Below are 18,950 nucleotides of genomic sequence, written 5' to 3'. Positions count from 1 at the left end.
CACGCGGCGCTTTTGTCGGTGCCGAACGAATCGCACGTATGGCCGTTGACGCGTTGATCGACGCCGCCCGCGACGCCTGCGAGAACGCCCACGTACCGTACTCCGACTTCCCGGTCGGGGCCGCGCTCCGGACGGCGGACGGAACGGTGTACGTCGGCTGTAACGTCGAGAATGCGAACTATTCGAACAGCCTCCACGCCGAGGAGGTCGCGCTCGGGAACGCAATCTCGGACGGTCACGACGCGTTCGATGCGCTCGCCGTCACGTCCGCGTCCCGCGACGGCCTGACCCCCTGTGGGATGTGTCGCCAGACCCTCGTCGAGTTCTGCGACGACGACTTTCCCGTGTTCTGCGACACCGGCGACGGGACGACGCGCCACCTGCTCGGCGACCTCATCCCGGACACCATCACGGCCGCGGACCTCGACTAGGCGAGTATCCGGGCGATAACCCGGCGGTTCGCGAGGACGAACCCGCAGACGATGAGCGCGAACCCCCCGACGAGCGAGAGTGTCAGGGACTCCTCCAGGAACAGGACGCTCACGACCGCGGTGACGATCGGCACGAAGTAGGAGACGAGCGTCGTTCGGGCCGCGCCGATCTCGGCGATGAGCGAGAAGTACGCGACGTACGCCACGGCGGTCGCGACGACCGCCAGGTAGGCAAGCGACCAGTAGAACGTCGGCCCCGCGGCTGCGAGGGTGAGCGGTTCGCCGAGCAGCCACGCCGTGACGGCGAGGAGTACCCCGCCGCAGAGGAGCGCCCACGACGTGCTCGCTACCGTATCGATGTCCGCCGGGAAGCGCTGACTCCCGACGCTCCCGACGGCGACGCAGACGGCAGCGCCAAGTAAGAAGAGTTCGCCGACGGCGTGCGAGCCGCCGAACTGGCTCGGGTCGGGGTGTGCGATGACGACGACGCCGAGAATACCGAGGAGAACGCCGACACCCTGGCTCGCGGAGAGGTCGTCCTCCGGGACGACGAACGCCGCGAGCGCCGTCGCGATGACGGGGTTGAGGCTGAAGAGGACGGAGCTGACGCTGCTCGTGACGTACTGCTGGCCGGCGAAGAGCAGCGCGTTCGCACCGCCGGTGATGAACAGCGCGCCGAAGCCGACGACGAGGAGGTCGCTTCGTGAGCGCGGGAGCCACCGGTCGCCGTCGCCCGCGAGGATCGCGGCCGCGGGAACGGCGATGATGCCAGCGATGAGGAGGCGGAGGGACGCGAAGAAGACGGGTGCGTCCGGGAGAGCGTTCAGACCAATCTTGATCGCGACGAAGGAGCCACCCCACGCGAGTGCGACGTACGCGAAGAGGGCGACGGTCCGGTTCCGTGACACGCCACGTCGCTACGACCGGGCGGGGTTTTCAGCTATCGGAAGCGGCACGCGAGGGGAACAAGACTGACTGCCACCTCCCGAGGGTCGTGAAGGGCTTACAGCACGCCCCAGGCGTCGACGACGCGCTTCGGGCCGGTGATCTTGTTGATCCAGCGGGCCGCGGCGGCCTTCTTCAGGTTCTTCGCGGCGGGGCCGCCGAACGTCTCGATCGGGCTATCGATGCCGTTGAACGAGACCTGGTGGGCGACGGCCTCCTCGCCGATGCTGATGAGCGTCCCCTGATCCTCGTACGTCCAGCGCGTGAGCGGGTGGCCCTCGATCGCGGCGGCGATGTTCTTACCGACGACATCCGCGGCCTGCCAGGCGGCCTGCGCGGTCGGCGGCGCGGGGTTCTCGCCCTGATCGACGAGCGAGTTGTCGCCGATGGCGAAGACACGATCGTCCTCAGTACGGAGGTTCGACCCGGCTTTCAGGCGGTTGTGCTCCTTCTCCAGGTCGACGTCGGAAAGCTCCGAGGGGCCGGTGACGCCGCCCGTCCAGAGGAAGACGTCGTAGTCGAGGTCGTCGCGCTCGTCGAACTCGATGTGGTCGGCCGTCGCGGCCGTGATCGGGTCGTCGGTGAGAATGTCGATGTCGCGGCCCTCGAGGCGGTGGCGCAGCGCGCCCTGGACCTCCGGGTTGCCCGGCGGGAAGATCTCCGGAAGCGCCTCGACGAGCGTCACGTCGATCGGGGCGTGGTTCTTATCGCGGAACTCCGCGACCTCACCGGCCGACTGGATGCCGGAGAGACCGGCCCCACCGACGACGACCTGTGCGGGGTCGTCGCGCGTCGCGTCGCGTGCGGCCTCGCGGACCTGCTCGTGGATTTCGAGGGCGTCGGCGCGACTCTTGAGCGTGAGGGGGTACTCGTCCATCCCCTCGATCCCGTACGTTGCGGTCTCCGAGCCGATCGCGACGAGCACGTAGTCGTACTCGACCGTGGAGTCGTCCGCGAGCTCGACGACGCGCTCATCGACATCCACGTCGACGACCTCGCCCTGAATGAACTCCGTCCCGGGGTCGGCAATCTCGCCGACAGGGATGGTGAGCTTGTCCTGCACGCCCGCATCGCGGATGATGCGATGGGACTCGTGGAGGACGAAGTGATAGTCGTTCTCCGCGACCCACATGAGCTCAACGCGCTCCGGGAGGTGCTTCTGGAGCGAGTTGATCGCCCCGGCACCCGCGTAGCCAGCACCGAGAACGACGACTCTGGTTGCCATGTCGTACGCTGTGCTGGCCGGGAATACAAAGCCTTTGGAATGCGACGAGAGAGAAGGGTCGAAATGAACCGCCGAGTCGCAGGCGATCGAAGGGGCCGTCTCAGTGCTCGGTCGGCTCCGCGGGAGCCTCCATCCGATCGATCTTCAGGATGAGGACGTTCCCCGTGTCGTCCTTGCCGTCGACCGTTCCCTCGACGACGAGCTTCGAGAGCGGCGTCGGGCCGACGGTCACGGCATCCCCCTCGTGGAAGTCACGGACGCTCCCGCGCAGGTGGATCTCCGCGCGACAGAGATCGGGATGGTGGACGCTCGTGAGGCTGATCTCCTGCACGTTCGCGTCCTCGTCCTCCTCGCCGTTGTGGTACACCGGTACCTCGGCGGCCGAATCGAGCTCCTGAACGTCGAGGGCCGTGTACGCGTTCGAGGTCGGCTTATACCCCCCCTTCGGACCGGGGACACCCTCGACCAACTGGAGGGCTTTCAGGCTCTGCATCTGGTTGCGGATCGTCCCCGGGTTCCGATCGACTTCCTCCGCGATGTCCTCGCCCTTCACCGCCCCGTCTTGTTGCGTATAGAGATCCACGAGTGCCCGCAAAATGGTCTTCTGACTCGGCGTGAGTTCGATCGATGACATTGCCGATCGTAGGGCTGGCGCGCGCATAAAACCCCCGAATACGTACCCCCCGGGGAATACAGCGCCCCCGCCTCGTTCGGCCCACGAACACCGGGAAGTTTTCACCGGCCGACACCAACAGTCGCGTATGAACGATCGACGTGTCCTCGTCACCGGCGGCACAGGCTTCATCGGATCGAACCTCGCGAATCGCCTCGCCGCCGACAACGACGTCATCGCACTCGACAACGGGTATCTCGGAACGGCGGAGAACCTCGACGCGGGCGTCGAATACGTCGAGGCCGACGTCCTCGACGACGACCTCCCGACGGATGTCGACGTGGTCTTTCACCTCGCCGCGCTCTCCTCCCGACAGATGCTGGAGGAGAACCCGCGGCAGGGCGCACGCGTGAACGTCGAGGGGTTCATCAACATCGTCGAGCAGGCGCGCGCCGACGGCTGTGAGACGTTCGTCTACGCGACAACGTCCTCGATCTACGGGAGCCAAACTGAGCCCTGCCCGGAGGACATGAACGTCGAGGCCGCGACCGGCTACGACGCCTCGATGCTCGGCCGGGAACGATACGCGGAGTACTACTCGAACTTCTACGATGCGGTGTCGCTCGCGGGAATGCGCTTCTTCTCGGTTTACCAGGGGTACGGTGGTGCCGAGGAGCACAAAGGCCAGTACGCAAACACCGTCTCGCAGTTCGCGGCGAAAATCGCCGAGGGGGAGTCGCCGGTCCTCTGGGGCGACGGCTCGCAGACCCGCGACTTCACGCACGTCTCCGACATCGTCTCCGGTCTCGTTCGCGCCGCCGAAGAGCGTCTCGACGGCGTCTACAATCTCGGGACGGGGGAGAGCTACTCGTTCAACGAGATGGTGGCGCTAATCAACGACGCACTCGATACCGACGTCGAACCGGAGTACGAACCCGTCCCCATCGACAACTATGTCTATCATACGAAAGCCGACATCTCGAAGATTCAGGAGGCGACCGGCTGGGAGCCCGAAATCGACTTCGAGGACGGCGTCGAGATGGTCTGCGAACCGTACCGGTCAGACTGAGCCGGGCGGACGAGTGCGGCATCGGATTCGAGGGGGCGGACGTCGATGGACGTCCGCTCTTGTGGTATTCGGTCTTGAACGCGCTCGATCCACCGATCTGAACACGACCCCCCCCGTTTTCAGCTAATGTTTTTTGTGCCCTCCCTGCGATGTCCCATGTGAGAGCCCTCCACGGCTCGGATACCGACAATGTCCATGGAACTCGACGAGTTCGTCACGGCGAACAAACCGGACGAGACCGGCGAACGCTTCGAACTGGAGAACGGCAAACTCCTCGACATCGCGGTCGATGGCTCCGTGATCACGAAGGCCGGCGCGATGGTCGCCTTCGACGGCGACCTCTCTTTTTCGGGGAAGTCGTCCGCCGAGGGCGGTCTCACAGGCTTCCTGAAGGAGAAAACGACCAGCGAAGGAACACCCGTGATGGAGGTTTCGGGGCAGGGGCATCTCTACGTCGCCGATCAGGGCAAGGAGATCCAACTGCTCAGCCTCGACGACGACGAAGCAATCTCTGTGAATGGCACGGACGTACTCGCCTTCGAGGACCGTGTCTCCTACGAGATCGGCGTCACCGGGAGCCTCGGCGGCGCGTCGGCCGCCGGCCTGACGAACGTCTTCCTCTCCGGACCGGGGACGGTCGCGATCACGACCCACGGCGACCCGCTCGTGCTCACGCCGCCCGTCCGCACCGACCCCGAGGCGACGGTCGCGTGGAGCCGCGACCTCTCCCCGAGCGTCGAGTCGAATCGGAGCCTCAGCGACCTCGTCGGCAGTTCGTCCGACGAGCGCTATCAACTCGTCTTCGAGGGCGAACGCGGCTTCGTCGTCGTCCAGCCCTACGAGGAACTCGGGCCGCAGGCCTGACAGCCGCCTTCAGTTCTCGTCGTCCTCGCAGACGACGTCCGTGACGACGCGGCGCTCGCCGTCGTCGTCGTAGCAGTACGTCTCGTCGGACGCTTCGTCCTCGGTGGCGCGATGCGATCCGTCGCAGAATGGGTGGTCGTCGGAGAGTCCGCAGCGACAGACAGCGACATCGCCCTTCTCGGGGTCGACGTCGTCGGCGTCGAGTGTGAGCGGGCCGTGCGCGTCGCGTTCGACGAGGCGGGACATACGACGAGAAAGGCGACGCGGCCACAAGACGCCGGCGCTACGGCCGCGTCGTCACGTCCGCTTCTCGACCTCGACGCTCGCCGTCCCGGCGCGCACGAGCGGATCGGCCACGTCCGCGTGGAGATACGCGACGCCTTCGCGGACGCCGTCCTCGACGGTGAGGCTCGTCTCGATACTGTCCCCGTCGCCGCGGACGACCACGGCGTCACTCTCGACGAGACCGAGCGCGTCGGCGTCGGCGGGATTGAGATGCAGCAGGTCGTCCGCGGTCGTATCGGCCGCACCGAAGCCGCCGGCGCGCGAGCCGACGACGAGCGCGAGTCCCTCGTCGTCGACTTCAGCGTCCGTTTCGGCGGGCTCGAAGGCGGCACGGCCGTCCGGCGTGGCGAAACGGTCGCGGTAGTCGTCGCCCCACCGCTCGCCGACCGTGACGTCGGCGTGGACCGGACTCACCGCGCGGAGTTCGTCGAAGACCTCACGCGGGTCGTCGTAGTCGAAGCCGTCGCCAACGAGACGAGTGCCGAGGTCGCACAGCGTCTCGAAATCCGGGCGTGCGTCGCCCGGTGGGTCGGCGACGGCGGTGAGCGCCTGCACCCGTCGATCGAGGTTCGTGACGGTCCCCGACTTCTCCACGCCGACGGCGGCCGGGAGGACGACGTCCGCGTGGGCGGTCGTCTCCGTCTCGTAGACGTCGAGAACGACGAGCGAGTCGAGCGCATCGAGGCGCTCGGCCGTCCAGTCAGCGTCACGCTTCGAGATGGCGGGGTTCTCGCCGACGACGAGCGCGCCGCGGATCGACTCGCCGAACGCGGCGAGCGCCTCCTTCTCGTTCAATCCGGGTTCTTCGGATACCTCGACGTCCCAGACGTCCGCGATGCGCGCGCGGGCCGCGGGATCGTCGAGGTCAGCGTGTCCCGGAAGCTCGTCCGGCCGACAGCCGACGTCCGTCGCGCCCTGTTCGTTGTTCAGCCCGCGGAAGAGGGCGAATCCCGCGCCACGTCGGCCGACGCTGCCGGTGAGGCAGAGGAGGTCGCAGAGCGCGCGCGCTGTCGCACCGTCGTCCGCCTCGACGCCCGTGCCGGCGATAATCGCGACGCCGTCCGCCGCGGCGATCCGCTCGGCGAGGTCGCGGACGTCATCCACTGGAACGTCGGTCGCCGCGGCGGCCTGCACGGCGTCCACGTCCGCCAGCGATTCGCGATACGCCTCGAAACCGGTGGTACGCTCGGCCACGAACGACTCGTCGTGGGAGCCGGCGTCAAGGAGTTCGGCGGCGACGGCGTGGAAGAACAGCGCGTCCGTCCCCGGCCGGGGCGCGAGGTGGACGTCCGCCGCGCGCGTCGTCTCGTTCGCCCGTGGGTCGACGTGGACGACGTCGGCGTCACCGCCGCGGACGAACGCGTTGAACGCCACCGGCTGCTGAACGGCCGGGTTCGCGCCGACGACGAGCACGAGGTCACTCTCGGCGAGTTCGTCCACACCGAGCGTCGAGGCCGGATAGCCGAAACGTTCAGCGAGCGCCGCGGCGGCGTTGTCGTGACAGAGGCGCGCGCGGTTGTCGACGGTGTTCGATCCCATCGTCCGCGCGAGCTTCTGCAACAGGTAGTTCTCCTCGTTCGAACAGTGCGGTGCGCCCAGGAACGCGAGCGAGTCGGGACCGTGTGCGTCCGCAGTGTCGCGCAGGCCCGCGGCGGCACGATCGAGCGCCGACGCCCAGTCCGTCGGCACGAGCTCACCGTCCTCGCGGACCAGCGGCTCGGTGAGTCGATCCTCGTCGCCGACGCTCTCGAAGGCGTTGATTCCTTTCGCGCAAAGCCGTCCGTTCGGGTTCGCGGGGCCGGCGACGCCGCGTGCCCGACCACGCATCGCGTCGTCCTCGTCGGCCGGCGCGAGGTGGCAGCCGACGGCACAGAGGGGACAGACGGTCGCGTCCGTCGCCTCCTGTCGTTCGGTCGCTTCGTTCGTACCCGCCTCTTGCATCACCTAGGCGTTACGGCGTCCGAGCCCCTTCAGTATCTCGACGACGTAGCCGAGACCCGCGCGGGCGTCGCTGCTGCCCATCGCGCGCATCGCGCCGAAGAGCCCCATCGGCTCGGATTCCTCCTCGGCCTCGCCCACGGCCCCGAGGACGTCGTTGAGGGCGTCCGCGGTCGTCTCGTCGGCTTCGAGTGCCGAGAACGTCGACGCGAGGTCGAGGAGCGCGTCGAGCTGGCCGGCCTGCTTCAGTTCCATCAGGTCGTCGAGGACATCCGCGAGCTCTTCTGCGTTCTCTCCGACGGTGTTCGCGAGGCGCTCGGCGTCATCCTCGTCGAGCGGCTCCGCGAGCGTTCCCGCGAGTTCGAGGAACATCGTGAGATGGCCCTGCTGTTGGAGACGAACCACGTCGTCGAGGAGGTCCGCGAACTGCCCGGAGTTCTCGCCGAACGACTCCGCGAGCGCGACGGTCCCCTCGTTGCTGATGGCGTCGCCTGCTTGCACGAGCGTCACCATCGACTCGGTGACGTAATCGACCTCCTCGTCGTCCGCACTGGAGATGACGAGGATCGCGGTTTCGAGGACGCTCTCCAGCTCGTCCGTGTACTCGGCGGCATCCGCGTAGTCGCCGCCGTACTCCTCGAGAACGGCTTCGAGTGCTTCGCGGCCCTCCTGCGGTCGCTCCGGCTCCGTGTTCGTCGCGCCCTCGGGGACCTCCCGAACCGGCTGGGCCATCTAGTCGTCACCCCGGGCGGGCTCGACACTCCCCGGCCGGCTCGTCGACTGCTTGCCCTCGACGGGGCTGATGCGGACGGCGGTCGCCTTGAACTCCGGCGTCTTCGCCTCCGGGTCGAGGCGTTCGGAGTCGGTGAGGGTGTTGACGGCCGTCTCGGCGAAGTGGATCGGTGCGAAGACCGCGTCCTCGCCGATGCGCTCGGTCACCTGCGCGGTGACGACGATCTCGCCCTTGTCGGACTCGATGCGGACCGGGTCGCCGTTCTCGATGCCGTAGGAGGCGGCGGTGTCCGGGTTGATCTCGACGAAGTCCCGATCGTTGTACTTCATAATGCCCTCCTCGGGGTGCGTCATCGTCCCCGTGTGGTACTGGTAGAGGACGCGGCCCGTGGTGAGCGTGAGCGGGAACTCCTCGGTCGGCGGCGACATCGGCTCCGCGTAGCCGACCGGCGTGAGGTTCGCCTTCCCGTTCTCGGTGTTGAACTCCTCCGTGTAGAGGCGCTCGGTGCCGGGGTGGTCCTCGTCCCAGCACGGCCACTGGATGCCGCCGTTCTCCTCGATACGCTCATGGCTGATACCGCCGTAGATCGGCGTCAGCGAACGCATCTCCTCGTTGATCTGGTTCGTGTTCTCGTACTCCCACTCGCGGCCCATACGGTTCGCGAGCGCCTGGAGGATCTCCCAGTCGGCCTTCGCGTCGCCCTTCTTCTCGAGGACCTGGTTGACCTTCTGGACGCGCCGGTCCGTGTTCGCGAAGGTACCCTCCTTCTCGAGGAAGGAGACGGCAGGGAGCACGACGTCGGCGTACTTCGCCGTCTCGTTCATGAAGAGGTCCTGCACGACGAGGAACTCCATGTTCTCGAGCACCTCGTCGGCGTGCTTCTTGCCGGGCTCGGAGAGCGAGGGGTTCTCGCCGATGCAGTACATGCCCTCGAGCGGGCCGTCGTCGAAGGCGTTGAACATCTCCGTCGTGTAGTAGCCGCGCTCGGCGTCGATCTCGCAGTCCCACGCGTCCTCGAACTTCGCGCGGACCTCGTCGTCGGCGACCTTCTGATAGCCGGGGAAGTTGTCCGGCAGGGGGCCCATGTCACCGCCGCCGCCCTGCACGTTGTTCTGCCCGCGGAACGGCGAGACACCGGTGCCGGGCTTGCCGACGTTCCCGGTGATGGCCGCAAGGTTCGCGAGCGCCGCGACGTTGTCCGTTCCGTGGGAGTGTTCGGTGATCCCGAGCGTCCACCCGAAGACCGCCCGGTCGGCCTCGGCGATGGTCTCCGCGGCGGAGACGATCTCCTCCGCGGGTGCACCCGTGACCTCCTCGACGTAGTCGAGGGTGAACTCCTCAACCGCCTCCTTGACGTCGTCGAAGCCGTCGGTGCGTTCCTCGACGAACTCCTCGTCGTAGAGGTCGTTCTCGATGATGTAGCGCGTGACGCCGTTGATCCACACGGTGTCGTAGCCCGGGCGGATCTCGGTGTACTGATCTGCGTACTCGGCGATCTGCGTCTCGCGCGGGTCGAAGACGATCAGGTCGCCGCCTTCCTTGACGTGCTGTTTGACGCGCGTGCCGAGCACGGGGTGGGCTTCGGTGGTGTTCGATCCCGTGAGGAAGATGAGGTCCGCCTCCTCGAAGTCCTTCACGCTGATCGACGCCGCGCCGTAGCCGTACGTCTTGGCAAGACCGGCGACCGTCGAGGAGTGACAGAGGCGGTTGCAGTTATCAACCGTGTTCGTCCCGAGCACCTGGCGGGCGAACTTGCCCATCAGGTAGTTCTCCTCGTTCGTCGCCTTCGAGGAGGCGATGACGCTCATGGCCTCGTTGCCGTACTCGTCGATGATGTCCTGGAAGCCCTCGACGACGCGCGAGAGGGCTTCGTCCCAGCTCGCTTCGCGCCACTCGCCGTTCTCGTCGCGGACGAGCGGGTCGGTGAGGCGCTCCTCGGAGTTCGCGAAGTTGTAGGAGAACTTCCCCTTCACGCACGTCGAGATGTCGTTGACGGGGGATTCCTCGGGGTCGGCCGCGCGCGTCGCGAGCACTTCCTCGCCGTCCGTGTAGACGTCGAATCGACAGCCGACGGCACAGTATCCGCAGGTCGTGCTGTCGACGGTGAGCTCGCCCAGGCGCTTATCGCTGATCTGCTGGGCGATGTCGAAGAGCTTGCCCTCCGGCATCGCGCCGGCGGCCATCCCCTCCGCGAAATGCTCGACGTTCCGGTTCGCCTGTTCCTTGGCGTGCTGCATGAAGCCAGCCACGCCCTCCTTCTGCTCGTTGTTACTACTCATAGCCAGTCACCGGGGTTCTCGTCGGGCTCCTCGCTCGGCAGATCCTTGGGTTCGTCGCGCTTCATTCGCGTCATCGGCCCCTTCTGCTCCTTGCCCGTGCTCTCGAGGGATTTCCCGATCGAGTTCTTCTGACTGAAGCCGGGCAGCGGGATCGTCGCCGCGTCCGTGATGCCCTGCTCGACGAGGCTCCCCGTCGGGCAGACCGTCACGCAGTGTCCACAGGAGACACACGTCGAGTCCTCCATCGTCTCCGAGCCGTTCTGGAAGCCGATACGGGTGTCGTTACCGTGGCCCTCCATCCGGAGGACGCCCTCGACCTGCACGTCGTTGCACGCCTCGACGCAGCGGTTACAGAGGATGCACTTGTTGCGGTCGATCTGGATGAAGTCGCTCGAATCGTCGAGGGGCTCGTACGCCTCGCGATCGTCGAAGACGCCGTATCGCGGCTCGACGACGTCGTTCTCGATGGAGGCGTCCTGCAGTTCGCAGCGGCCGTTCTTCCCGCAGGTCGTACAGCGGAGGTTGTGATCGGAGAGAACGAGATCGAGGTTGACGTCCCGGGCCTCCGTCGCGTCCTCGTCGGCCGTCGAGACGGTGAGGCCGTCCTCGGCCGGGAAGCTGCACGACGGCACCATCCCGTGCTCATCGGTCTCGACCATGCAGGTCCGACACTCGCTGCGCGGACCGATCTTCTCCGCTTCGGGGCTGTCCCGATCGTAGTAGCAGAGCGCGGGGACGTTCTCCTCCGTCTCGACGGCCTCGATGGCCTCGATAACCGTCGATCCTTCCGGGACGGCGACCTCCTGGCCGTCGACCGTCACGGTCGCCTCCTCAGCACTCTTCACGTCCGGGTCCGTCGCCGTCCCCGGCACGATCGTCTCCGTCAGTGGCGGTACGTCCGGTCTCTCCGCGTGTTCCGAGCTCATCTACTGTGTCCCTCCAACCGCGCAGGTGCCGCTGGGACAGTCCCCGGCGGCGTGCGCCTCGAACGCGTCGTCGAACTCCCGCATCGCCGTTCGCACCGTGCGGGGGACGTCGCGCCCGAACGCGCAGATACTCGTCGACTCCATCACACCCATCAGCTCCGTCATCCCGCCCTCGTCGTACGTCCCGTCGTAGACGTCGCGGAGCTTCTCGGTGAGCTGCGTCGTCCCCTCGCGGCAGGGCACGCAGCGCCCGCAGTTCGTCTCGGCCGCGACGTTGGCCCGCTGGCCAACGAACGCGACCGGACAGCGATCCTCGCCCAGGATCTCGACGGTTCCCTCAGTTCCGAGGTCGGCCTCGTGCAGCGCGTCGGGGGCGAGCCCGACGTCGAGGTCCGTCGTGATCCCGCCGAACTTCCCGCCTACGCAGGCGGCCGTGAAGTCCTCAACGCCCGCCGCGGCCGTCGCGCTCGCGACCGTGTCCGTCTCGACGAGTTCGACCGTCGTCGTCGCGTCCACGTCGCCCGTCACGGAGACGACGCGCGTCTCCGGGGCTTCATCGCGGAGCACACCGGCGAGACGCGCGTACGTGCGCGCGGTGTGGACGATCGTGGGATTGCCGTAGACGCCCTCGACTTCGGGGCCCGGCGGGCGCAGACGCGCCTCCAGCCGGTGGTTGCCCTCAATCGCCTCGATGGCCATCGTCGGCTCCGCGGCGCGATACGCGTCGGGGCCGGCGACGACCTCAACCGGCACGCCGTAGTCGCGGGCCTCGGCGGCGTCGCGCGCCCGTTCGAGGGCGGCCGCGTCGGCCTCGCTTGCATAGAGATAGAGATAGTCGGCGTCGACGGCGCGCACAGCGGCGCTCGCACCGTCAAGCACGGCGTACGGGTCGCTCTCCAGGAGGAGGGCGTCACCGGGGTTGCCGTGGGCGTTCACGACGACGGAGGTCGGTCCGTCGCGCTCGCGGACGCCGGCCCAGAGGTCGGCGTACGGTTCGTCGGCGCACCAGTCGCCCCAGCCGCGCCCGCACAAGCCCTCGGCGGCGTCGAGGACGGCATCGGCGTCGGCGTCGCTGAAGCCGACTGTGCTCGCGTAGTCGTCGGCATCGCGAGGGTCGGTCCAGCCACAGCGCGCGAGGACGCTGCGGTCGTCCGTGAATCCGTCGAGGGACGGGACCGGGAGCGTATCTGGGGTCTCGTCGTGCTCGACGCGCGCGTCCGCACCGTCGGGAAGCGCCCCATCGCCGAGTGCATCGGCAGCGGCGACAACGGCGTCGGCGTCCGCGTTCGTGACGAACGCCGATGCGCCCTCGTGGGTCGCGACGACGAGGGGTTCGAGCGCGCGGACCCCAGTCGAACCGACCGCGACTACCGGGACGTCGTCGCGCTCAACGCCGTCGACCAGGGCCGCGGCGTCCGCTCCGGCGACGCGGAGCACGGTCGTTCGTTCGGACAGATTAGTCACTACGTGTCACCATTCGGCTAGGGGTTCTCATCCCAGGCAAAAATAGTTACCCGCTCCGTTCCCATCTGCCCCTTCCTGATCGCGGGGGCGTCAGCGGGTTCGTACGGCGCGAAACCGACGGCCTTTGCAAATGTGTTCCGCGTGTTCGTCGCGGTCCCCCCACACGCCGGCGAGGAGATTCAGCGGAGTGAGGAAGGATTCCATGGGTCATCCGACCCGTGGCTGTTGACGTATCGGCACCCGGCCACCGTGATTCCGCCGTCCCGATGACCGGGAGGGTTATGCCGTCGCCTCGCGTCAAGGTGCGACGATGCTTTGGCGATATGACATGCCCCGCTCGACGGCGTCGGACGAACGGAGCAAGTGCTGATGCGCAGTGGGTCGTACTCCCTGGTATTACTCGTTGTCGGCTGCTTCGGGCTTTGTCTCGGTTCTACCGTGTTCCTCCACGCGTTCCTCGGTGCGCCCGTCGCCGTTGCCACCGGAGCGCGAGTCATCGTCGGCGGGAACGCACTCGCCGGGGCGATCGTCGTCGCCGCGAGCGTCGCACTGATGGCCTTCGCCGCTGTCGTCTTCTACATCGCCCAGTACAAACACCGGCGTCGCGCCCGTCACCTCCGGCGCTGGTGAACGCCGCCCCGTCCCCGACTTCGACGGTCGAGTCACCGAAACACACAGCGGATTTATCTGTCCGTGACGAGTTCAAGGAATACGATAGCTATGAAGCTCGCTACGATCGGCGTCGGGAACGCCGGTAGCAAGATCGTGGACCGAATGCTGGAGTTCGAGTCCCGCACGGACCGGAACCTCTGTCGTCACGTTCACGCCATCAACACCGCGCGCACGGACCTCGCGAAGCCCGACTACATCCCCGAGGAACGCCGCGTCCTGATCGGCGACACGAACCAGAAGGCGAAGGGCCACGGCGTCGGCGGCGATGTCGAGGTCGGCGCGGAGGTCGCGAAGGCCGATCTCGACGAGATCCGCCGCGCGTTCGACGACGTCGAGATCCACACGGTGGACGCGATCCTCGTCGTCGCCGGCCTCGGTGGCGGCTCCGGGAGCGGTGGCGGCCCGGTCGTCATCGACGCGCTCCAGGAGATGTACGACGAGCCTGTGTACGCCCTCGGCGTCCTCCCTGGCGAGTACGAGGGCGGGCGGCCGGCGCTCAACGCCGCGCGCTCGCTCCAGTCGTTCGTCTCGAAGGTGGACAACTTCATCGGCTTTGACAACGACGCGTGGCGGGCGCGCGAACAGACCATCGAGGAGGGGTACGAGCAGATGAACCGCGAGCTCGCGGCGCGCCTCGTCACGCTGCTCGCGGCCGGCGAGACGGACGACTCCGACGTCGCCGAGAACGCGATGGACTCGAGCGACATCATCCGCACGCTCAACACCGGCGGTATCTCCTCGATCGGCTATGCCGCGACGCAGGTCGAGGAGTCCTCCGAGGGCCTCCTCGATCGCTGGAGCTCCGATTCGCAGCGCGTCAACCGCGACGACGGGAGCCAGGCGACGAAGATCAAGGGACTCGTCCGGCGCGCCGTCAACTCCCGGCTGACGCTCCCGGGAGAGGTGTCGAGCGCGGACCGTGCGCTCGCCGTCATCTCCGGGCCGCCGAGCGAGTTCTCCCGGAAGGGGATCGAGAGCGCGCGCCAGTGGCTCGAACAGGAGGCCGACACCGTCGAGGTGCTCGTCGGCGACGACCCGCGCGAGAGTTCACCTCGCCTCTCCGCCGCGGTCCTCCTCTCGAACGTCACGGAGGCACCGCGGATCGACGAGATCCAGAACCAGGCCGTCGACGCACAGGAGAAAATCGCCGAGCAGGAGGCGGTGCGTGAGGAGCAGATCAACGACCTGATCACGGACGACAACAACGACCTCGACCCCGTCGTCTAGTCGATGAAGCTCGCACTCGTCGGCGTCGGCTCGGTCGGGAGTCGAATGGTCGATCGTATTCTCGAAGTTGAGGCGGACACCGGGCGGGCGTTCACCCGCGGGAACGCGCTCGTCTGCGACATCGCTCGGACGCCAGCCGACGGGTTCGACGCCGTGCCGGAGGACCAGCGCGTCCTCCTCGGCGACACCCACGAGCGCGTCACCGCGGACGGCGTCGAGGGCGACCTCGAGCTCGCCGTCGACGTCACGAAGAACGACCTGCCCGAGTTTCGGCGCGCCCTCGACTCGATCGCGATCCACGAGTCCGACGGCGTGCTCGTCGTCGCGGACCTCGGCAGTGCCACCGGCGGTGGTGCCGGCTCGGTGCTCGTCGAAGAACTCCAGGGGCTGTACGACGAACCGCTCTACGTCCTCGGCGTTCTCCCGGACGACGACGACGGCGATCACGCGGCGCTCAACGCCGCGCGCTCGCTCCGCTCGATCGTGCCGACCGCGGACAGCACGCTCGCTTTCGACCGCGAAACGTGGCCGGGCGAACCGGGAAGCGACGACGATCCCGAGATCCGCGCGCTGGCGACGCGCGTCGCGACGCTGTTCGCCGCCGGCGAACTCGACTCGTCCGCAGTCGCCGAGAACGCGATGGACTCGAGCGACCTCATCCGCACGCTCGAACCCGGTGGGATCGCCTCCATCGGCTACGCGTCGACGGACGTCGAACCGGACGAACGGGGCCTGTTCGCCCGGCTACTGGCATTTTTCAGCCGTAGCAGCGACGACGAGGACGAGGCGACCGACGCGGCGAAGGTGAAGTCTCTCGTTCGCCAGGCCGCAAACACGCGGCTCACGGTCCCCGCCGAGGTGTCGAGCGCCGAGCGCGCGCTCGTCGTGCTTTCCGGGCCGCCGAGCGAGCTCTCGCGACGCGGCTTCGAGAGCGCGCGCCAGTGGCTCGAAGCAGAGGCGGACACCGTCGAGATCCTCGCTGGCGACGACCCGCGCCCACGCTCGTCGACCCTCGAGGCCGTCGTCCTCTTTTCGAACGTCACCGACGTCCCGCGGATCGACGCCCTCCAGCAGCGGGCGGTCGGCGTGCAGGCGACACCCGACGACGAGCGTGACAGCCGCGACGAGTCGTCGGTCACGGAGGATACTGACGAGATCGAAGAGGCCGAGGAAGTCGCGGGGAATGAGACGGCCCCGCCGTCCGACGCCGCCGAGTAGCGACCGATCGGTCGATTCCGCGATCACCGCCGCGGGGTTCGTTCACCGCCGTCGCGGTTCTCGTTCCTGTGGTCGGACGGTGTCGGCTAGCGTGACGAGCAGGCCGAGCGCCCAGCCGATTGGGACGGCGAACCCGAACCACATCCCGACGAACGCGAACCCGGCGAGGTCGAACTGTGCTCTGATCGTCGCCGCGAGTCCCGCGACGCCGAGGACGTTGTCGAGGAGCCACGCGGCCAGCGATGTGCTGCCGGGGAGGACGACGTTTCCGAGTGTCGGCGAGAAGAGCGCGGCCGTCACCGGCGGGAGGAAGACGGCCGCGACGCCGAAGGGGTACGCGAAGATGAGCGTCAGGGCGCGTGAGCGGTGGCGTGCGAACGCCCAGCAGAGGCCGACGGAAACCGTGGCGACGACGCTCGCGGCGAGGACGGCGCGGAACCCCGCAGTTGGCAGGCGATTCCACGCGAGCGCGCTCAATCCGCCCCAGACGAGCGCGACGACGCCGACGATCACGAGGACGCCGAGCCCGGTGACGATGCGATCGAGCTGGTGGGCGACGTAGCGGATCCAGAACCCGAGGACGACGAACGGGTAGCCGACGGCGATCAGGACGGCACCCACGGCGCTCCAGAGCCAGTACGCGAGGCGCGCTGGCGTGCTGGCTGGTTGCCACCCGCGGGCGGCGTACTCGTCCATCGGCCGGTCGAAGGCGAGGTCGCGCCAGGCGGCCAGCAGCCGCGCAAGGTCGATCCGCACCGCGGCGAAGAGGTCCGGTGACGTTCCCATCGTCCGCTGCTATCGCCGGGGCGGTCATTACTCTCCCGACTCGCCGGCGGCGCGAGCGGCTACCCGAGCAACGCGCGCAGACAGAAGACGACGCCGAGCAGCGCGGTCATGAGTAGACCGACTAGCAGCGCGCTCGCGTTGACGATGGGGGAGTCGCTCCGGAAGAGTCCGACCGCGACGGACCGGTCGGAGACGGGCGCGAACGGCCGGAGGACGAAGCGATCGCGACCGTGCGTCGCGCCGTCGACGGCGATGTGAACGAGCCACGACCCGCCGACGGTCCCGGCGACGCCGAGCGCGATCGCCCCCCACGTCGCCGTGCCGATGGCCGTCCCGACGACCGTCCGGGCCTGTGTGCCCACGCCGAGCACGAGCAGGTAGCACACCGGCGCGAACGCGACCGGGGCGAGGATACTGTGTGGATACCCGCGATGACGCGTTCCCGTGAGCGATTCGAGCGCGTTCGGGAGCGGCGCACAACACGCCCCGAGTACGAGACAGCCGGCGAGCGCTGCACCGGTCGCGAGCGTCGGCGCGATCAGGTCCGCCCCGAGGAGGACGATCGCTCCGCTCGTGATCACTGTCAATACGACACCGAGGTGTCCGCGCGTCTCCATTCACCCCGTCTTTCGGCGTAGCCGAACTTAAATTTCCTCACAGCAGATGCAGGATTCAGATTAGTTCCGCTCGAGACCGTGTTTTTTTAACACGCATCCGCCCGTCAGCCGACGTATGACACGAGACGTACGGATCATCGGTGCGCCCTCTGACTACGGTGCGAACCGGCGTGGCGTCGACATGGGGCCATCGGCCATTCGCTACGCGGACCTCGCGGCCGGGATCGAGGCGGCCGGCGCGGCGGTCACCGACGTTGGCGACCTCGCGGTCCCGCGCGCGGAGGAGCGCGACCCGAACCGCGAGACGCCCGCGACGGGCCGGGCGAACTTCCTCCGCGAAACGCGCGAGGTCTCGCAGTCGCTCGCCGACGCCGTCGCGGGCGCGCTCAGCGAGGGTGCCTTTCCGCTCGTCCTTGGCGGCGACCACAGCGTCGCTATCGGCTCGCTCGCCGGGTCGTCGCGCGACGCCGAGATCGGCGCGATCTGGTTCGACGCGCACGGCGACTTCAACACCCCGGAGACGAGCCCGTCGGGCAACGTCCACGGGATGCCGGTCGCCGCCGCGCTCGGCAAGGGCTCCTTTGCGGACCTCGAGTGGGCGAACGCCCCGGGCCTCCGCGAGGAGAACGTCGCCTACGTCGGCCTCCGCGACATCGACGCCGACGAGCGCTGCGCGATCAACGAGAGCGACGTCACGGCGTTCACGATGTCCGATATCGACGAACGCGGGATCAGTGACGTCGTCGAGGACGCCCTCGACGTCGCAAGCACCGGCGTCGATGGGATCCACGTCAGTTTCGACCTCGACTGGCTCGACCCCAACGAAGCGCCCGGCGTCGGGACGCCGGTCCGTGGCGGCGCGACGTACCGCGAGGCCCACTGGGCGCTGGAGGCCGTCGCCGAACGTGACGCCGCTGAGGGCGTCCTCCGCTCGATGGAGTTCGTGGAGGTCAACCCCATCCTCGATCGCTCGAACCAAACGGCGGAGATCGCCGCCGAACTCGCCGCGAGCGCGCTCGGCAAACGCACGCTCTAGTTCTTCGCCCCCACACCGCGAACGTACTGTGACCGCACCGCGCGAAACGCCCCCACCCCCCTGCGCCCCCGAACCTTGATGGGACGTGACTCACTTCTCGGGAACACTGTGTTCCGCGATTCGCTCCCGGCGACAGTCGGGCGCAAGCCCCTCCAGGCGGCGAAATTCTTCGGGATCCTCGGGTGGTTCGCCCTGAGTGTTCTTGGGTTTCTCCGCGTCCTCGACGGCCCCGGCACCGGACTCCTCGTTGACGGGCAGTTCCTCGCGCTCGTCCTGACGCCGCTCGTCGCGTTCGTACTCGTGGCCGTCGTCTGCTGTGAGACGCTGTACTCGCTCGCACGCGTCGTCCGTTCGGACGCGTCGCTCAGAGAACAGATCGAGGGTCGTGTCGGCTACGTCGTTCTCCGCGGCGTCGAGGCCGCGATTGGCGTCGGCGGGGTGTTGCTCATCGCCTCGCTCGTGCCCGCGCTGGTCGCCGAGTCGACGCCCGCACCCGCCGGCGTCGGGATCATGCTGGTCGCGATGGCGGTCGGGCTCGGAATCCTCGTCGCGAGCCTCGTCCGCTCGACCGCGGAGCTGTTCGTCTACGGCGGTTCGACATCGGCGTAGGGGAGGAGGTGCG

Annotated in this window: 19 protein-coding genes; 8 read left to right on the top strand and 11 right to left on the bottom strand. The window is 67.9% G+C overall.

Going from position 1 to position 18,950, the window contains the following annotated elements; all coding sequences use genetic code 11:
* Positions 1 to 38 precede the first annotated feature (38 nt).
* The gene (cdd, locus tag ABDZ36_RS10325) at positions 39 to 431 is read left to right on the top strand and encodes a cytidine deaminase (protein WP_211312173.1); all 393 of its coding nucleotides are present in this window, start codon (positions 39 to 41) and stop codon (positions 429 to 431) included.
* Here the strand turns inward: cdd and ABDZ36_RS10320 are convergent.
* From ABDZ36_RS10320 to ABDZ36_RS10310, 3 genes are all read right to left on the bottom strand, one after another.
* The gene (locus ABDZ36_RS10320) at positions 428 to 1,339 is read right to left on the bottom strand and encodes a DMT family transporter (RefSeq protein WP_211312174.1); all 912 of its coding nucleotides are present in this window, start codon (positions 1,337 to 1,339) and stop codon (positions 428 to 430) included. The genes cdd and ABDZ36_RS10320 overlap by 4 nt on opposite strands.
* A 95-nt stretch (positions 1,340 to 1,434) precedes the next feature.
* Complete coding sequence (locus ABDZ36_RS10315) at positions 1,435 to 2,601, bottom strand: NAD(P)/FAD-dependent oxidoreductase (RefSeq protein ID WP_211312175.1); 1,167 nt, start codon at positions 2,599 to 2,601, stop codon at positions 1,435 to 1,437.
* Positions 2,602 to 2,701: 100 nt separating this feature from the next.
* Entirely contained in the window at positions 2,702 to 3,235 is a 534-nt protein-coding gene (locus ABDZ36_RS10310; protein ID WP_211312176.1) for an Rrf2 family transcriptional regulator, read from the bottom strand.
* A 127-nt stretch (positions 3,236 to 3,362) separates the two neighbouring features.
* Between ABDZ36_RS10310 and ABDZ36_RS10305 the strand changes: the two genes are divergently transcribed.
* Positions 3,363 to 4,283 carry an NAD-dependent epimerase/dehydratase family protein gene (locus tag ABDZ36_RS10305; protein WP_211312177.1) on the top strand — a complete coding sequence of 307 codons (921 nt, stop codon included), beginning with the start codon at positions 3,363 to 3,365 and terminating at the stop codon, positions 4,281 to 4,283.
* Positions 4,284 to 4,478: 195 nt separating this feature from the next.
* The gene (locus ABDZ36_RS10300; protein ID WP_211312178.1) at positions 4,479 to 5,147 is read left to right on the top strand and encodes an AIM24 family protein; all 669 of its coding nucleotides are present in this window, start codon (positions 4,479 to 4,481) and stop codon (positions 5,145 to 5,147) included.
* A 9-nt stretch (positions 5,148 to 5,156) separates the two neighbouring features.
* Here ABDZ36_RS10300 and ABDZ36_RS10295 read toward each other — a convergent pair whose 3' ends face one another.
* The 6 genes from ABDZ36_RS10295 to ABDZ36_RS10270 are packed head-to-tail and all read right to left on the bottom strand — an operon-like array spanning position 5,157 to position 12,772.
* The gene (locus tag ABDZ36_RS10295) at positions 5,157 to 5,393 is read right to left on the bottom strand and encodes a CDGSH iron-sulfur domain-containing protein (protein ID WP_211312179.1); all 237 of its coding nucleotides are present in this window, start codon (positions 5,391 to 5,393) and stop codon (positions 5,157 to 5,159) included.
* A gap of 51 nt (positions 5,394 to 5,444) precedes the next feature.
* Positions 5,445 to 7,373: a molybdopterin oxidoreductase family protein gene (locus tag ABDZ36_RS10290; RefSeq protein ID WP_211312180.1), complete on the bottom strand. Its 1,929-nt coding sequence runs from the start codon at positions 7,371 to 7,373 to the stop codon at positions 5,445 to 5,447.
* A gap of 3 nt (positions 7,374 to 7,376) precedes the next feature.
* Complete coding sequence (locus ABDZ36_RS10285) at positions 7,377 to 8,102, bottom strand: helical membrane plugin domain-containing protein (RefSeq protein ID WP_211312181.1); 726 nt, start codon at positions 8,100 to 8,102, stop codon at positions 7,377 to 7,379.
* Complete coding sequence (gene fdhF / locus ABDZ36_RS10280; protein WP_343749304.1) at positions 8,103 to 10,382, bottom strand: formate dehydrogenase subunit alpha; 2,280 nt, start codon at positions 10,380 to 10,382, stop codon at positions 8,103 to 8,105. It abuts the gene before it with no gap.
* Positions 10,379 to 11,308: a 2Fe-2S iron-sulfur cluster-binding protein gene (locus ABDZ36_RS10275; protein WP_211312182.1), complete on the bottom strand. Its 930-nt coding sequence runs from the start codon at positions 11,306 to 11,308 to the stop codon at positions 10,379 to 10,381. The genes fdhF and ABDZ36_RS10275 overlap by 4 nt, the downstream gene beginning before the upstream one ends.
* Entirely contained in the window at positions 11,309 to 12,772 is a 1,464-nt protein-coding gene (locus ABDZ36_RS10270; RefSeq protein WP_343749303.1) for an NADH-ubiquinone oxidoreductase-F iron-sulfur binding region domain-containing protein, read from the bottom strand.
* A gap of 438 nt (positions 12,773 to 13,210) precedes the next feature.
* Here ABDZ36_RS10270 and ABDZ36_RS10265 point away from each other — a divergent pair, with 438 nt between their 5' ends.
* The 3 genes from ABDZ36_RS10265 (at position 13,211) to ABDZ36_RS10255 (ending at position 15,889) form a co-directional block, all read left to right on the top strand.
* The gene (locus ABDZ36_RS10265; RefSeq protein ID WP_211312184.1) at positions 13,211 to 13,402 is read left to right on the top strand and encodes a hypothetical protein; all 192 of its coding nucleotides are present in this window, start codon (positions 13,211 to 13,213) and stop codon (positions 13,400 to 13,402) included.
* A 90-nt stretch (positions 13,403 to 13,492) separates the two neighbouring features.
* Positions 13,493 to 14,671 (top strand): tubulin/FtsZ family protein, encoded by a 1,179-nt coding sequence (locus ABDZ36_RS10260; protein ID WP_211312185.1) that lies wholly within the window; start codon positions 13,493 to 13,495, stop codon positions 14,669 to 14,671.
* A gap of 3 nt (positions 14,672 to 14,674) precedes the next feature.
* Positions 14,675 to 15,889, top strand: coding sequence for a tubulin/FtsZ family protein (locus tag ABDZ36_RS10255; protein ID WP_211312186.1), 1,215 nt, complete (start codon positions 14,675 to 14,677; stop codon positions 15,887 to 15,889).
* A 42-nt stretch (positions 15,890 to 15,931) separates the two neighbouring features.
* Here ABDZ36_RS10255 and ABDZ36_RS10250 read toward each other — a convergent pair whose 3' ends face one another.
* Positions 15,932 to 16,675 (bottom strand): hypothetical protein, encoded by a 744-nt coding sequence (locus tag ABDZ36_RS10250; protein ID WP_211312187.1) that lies wholly within the window; start codon positions 16,673 to 16,675, stop codon positions 15,932 to 15,934.
* A 59-nt stretch (positions 16,676 to 16,734) separates the two neighbouring features.
* Positions 16,735 to 17,292, bottom strand: a complete 558-nt coding sequence (locus ABDZ36_RS10245; protein ID WP_211312188.1) for a metal-dependent hydrolase — start codon at positions 17,290 to 17,292, stop codon at positions 16,735 to 16,737.
* Between the two features lie 115 nt (positions 17,293 to 17,407).
* On the opposite strand from ABDZ36_RS10245, the gene rocF reads away from it, so the two are divergent.
* Both rocF and ABDZ36_RS10235 read left to right on the top strand, forming a co-directional pair.
* A complete protein-coding gene (rocF, locus tag ABDZ36_RS10240; protein WP_211312189.1) occupies positions 17,408 to 18,328 on the top strand; it encodes an arginase in 921 nt (306 codons plus the stop codon).
* A gap of 108 nt (positions 18,329 to 18,436) precedes the next feature.
* The gene (locus ABDZ36_RS10235; protein ID WP_211312190.1) at positions 18,437 to 18,937 is read left to right on the top strand and encodes a hypothetical protein; all 501 of its coding nucleotides are present in this window, start codon (positions 18,437 to 18,439) and stop codon (positions 18,935 to 18,937) included.
* Positions 18,938 to 18,950: the final 13 nt, after the last annotated feature.

The organism is Halarchaeum salinum (genome assembly GCF_039520965.1).
In the GTDB taxonomy this organism is placed as follows: Archaea; Halobacteriota; Halobacteria; order Halobacteriales; family Halobacteriaceae; genus Halarchaeum; species Halarchaeum salinum.
Note: the sequence above shows the minus strand (reverse complement) of the source record. Positions and strands in the feature narration are given on the sequence as shown.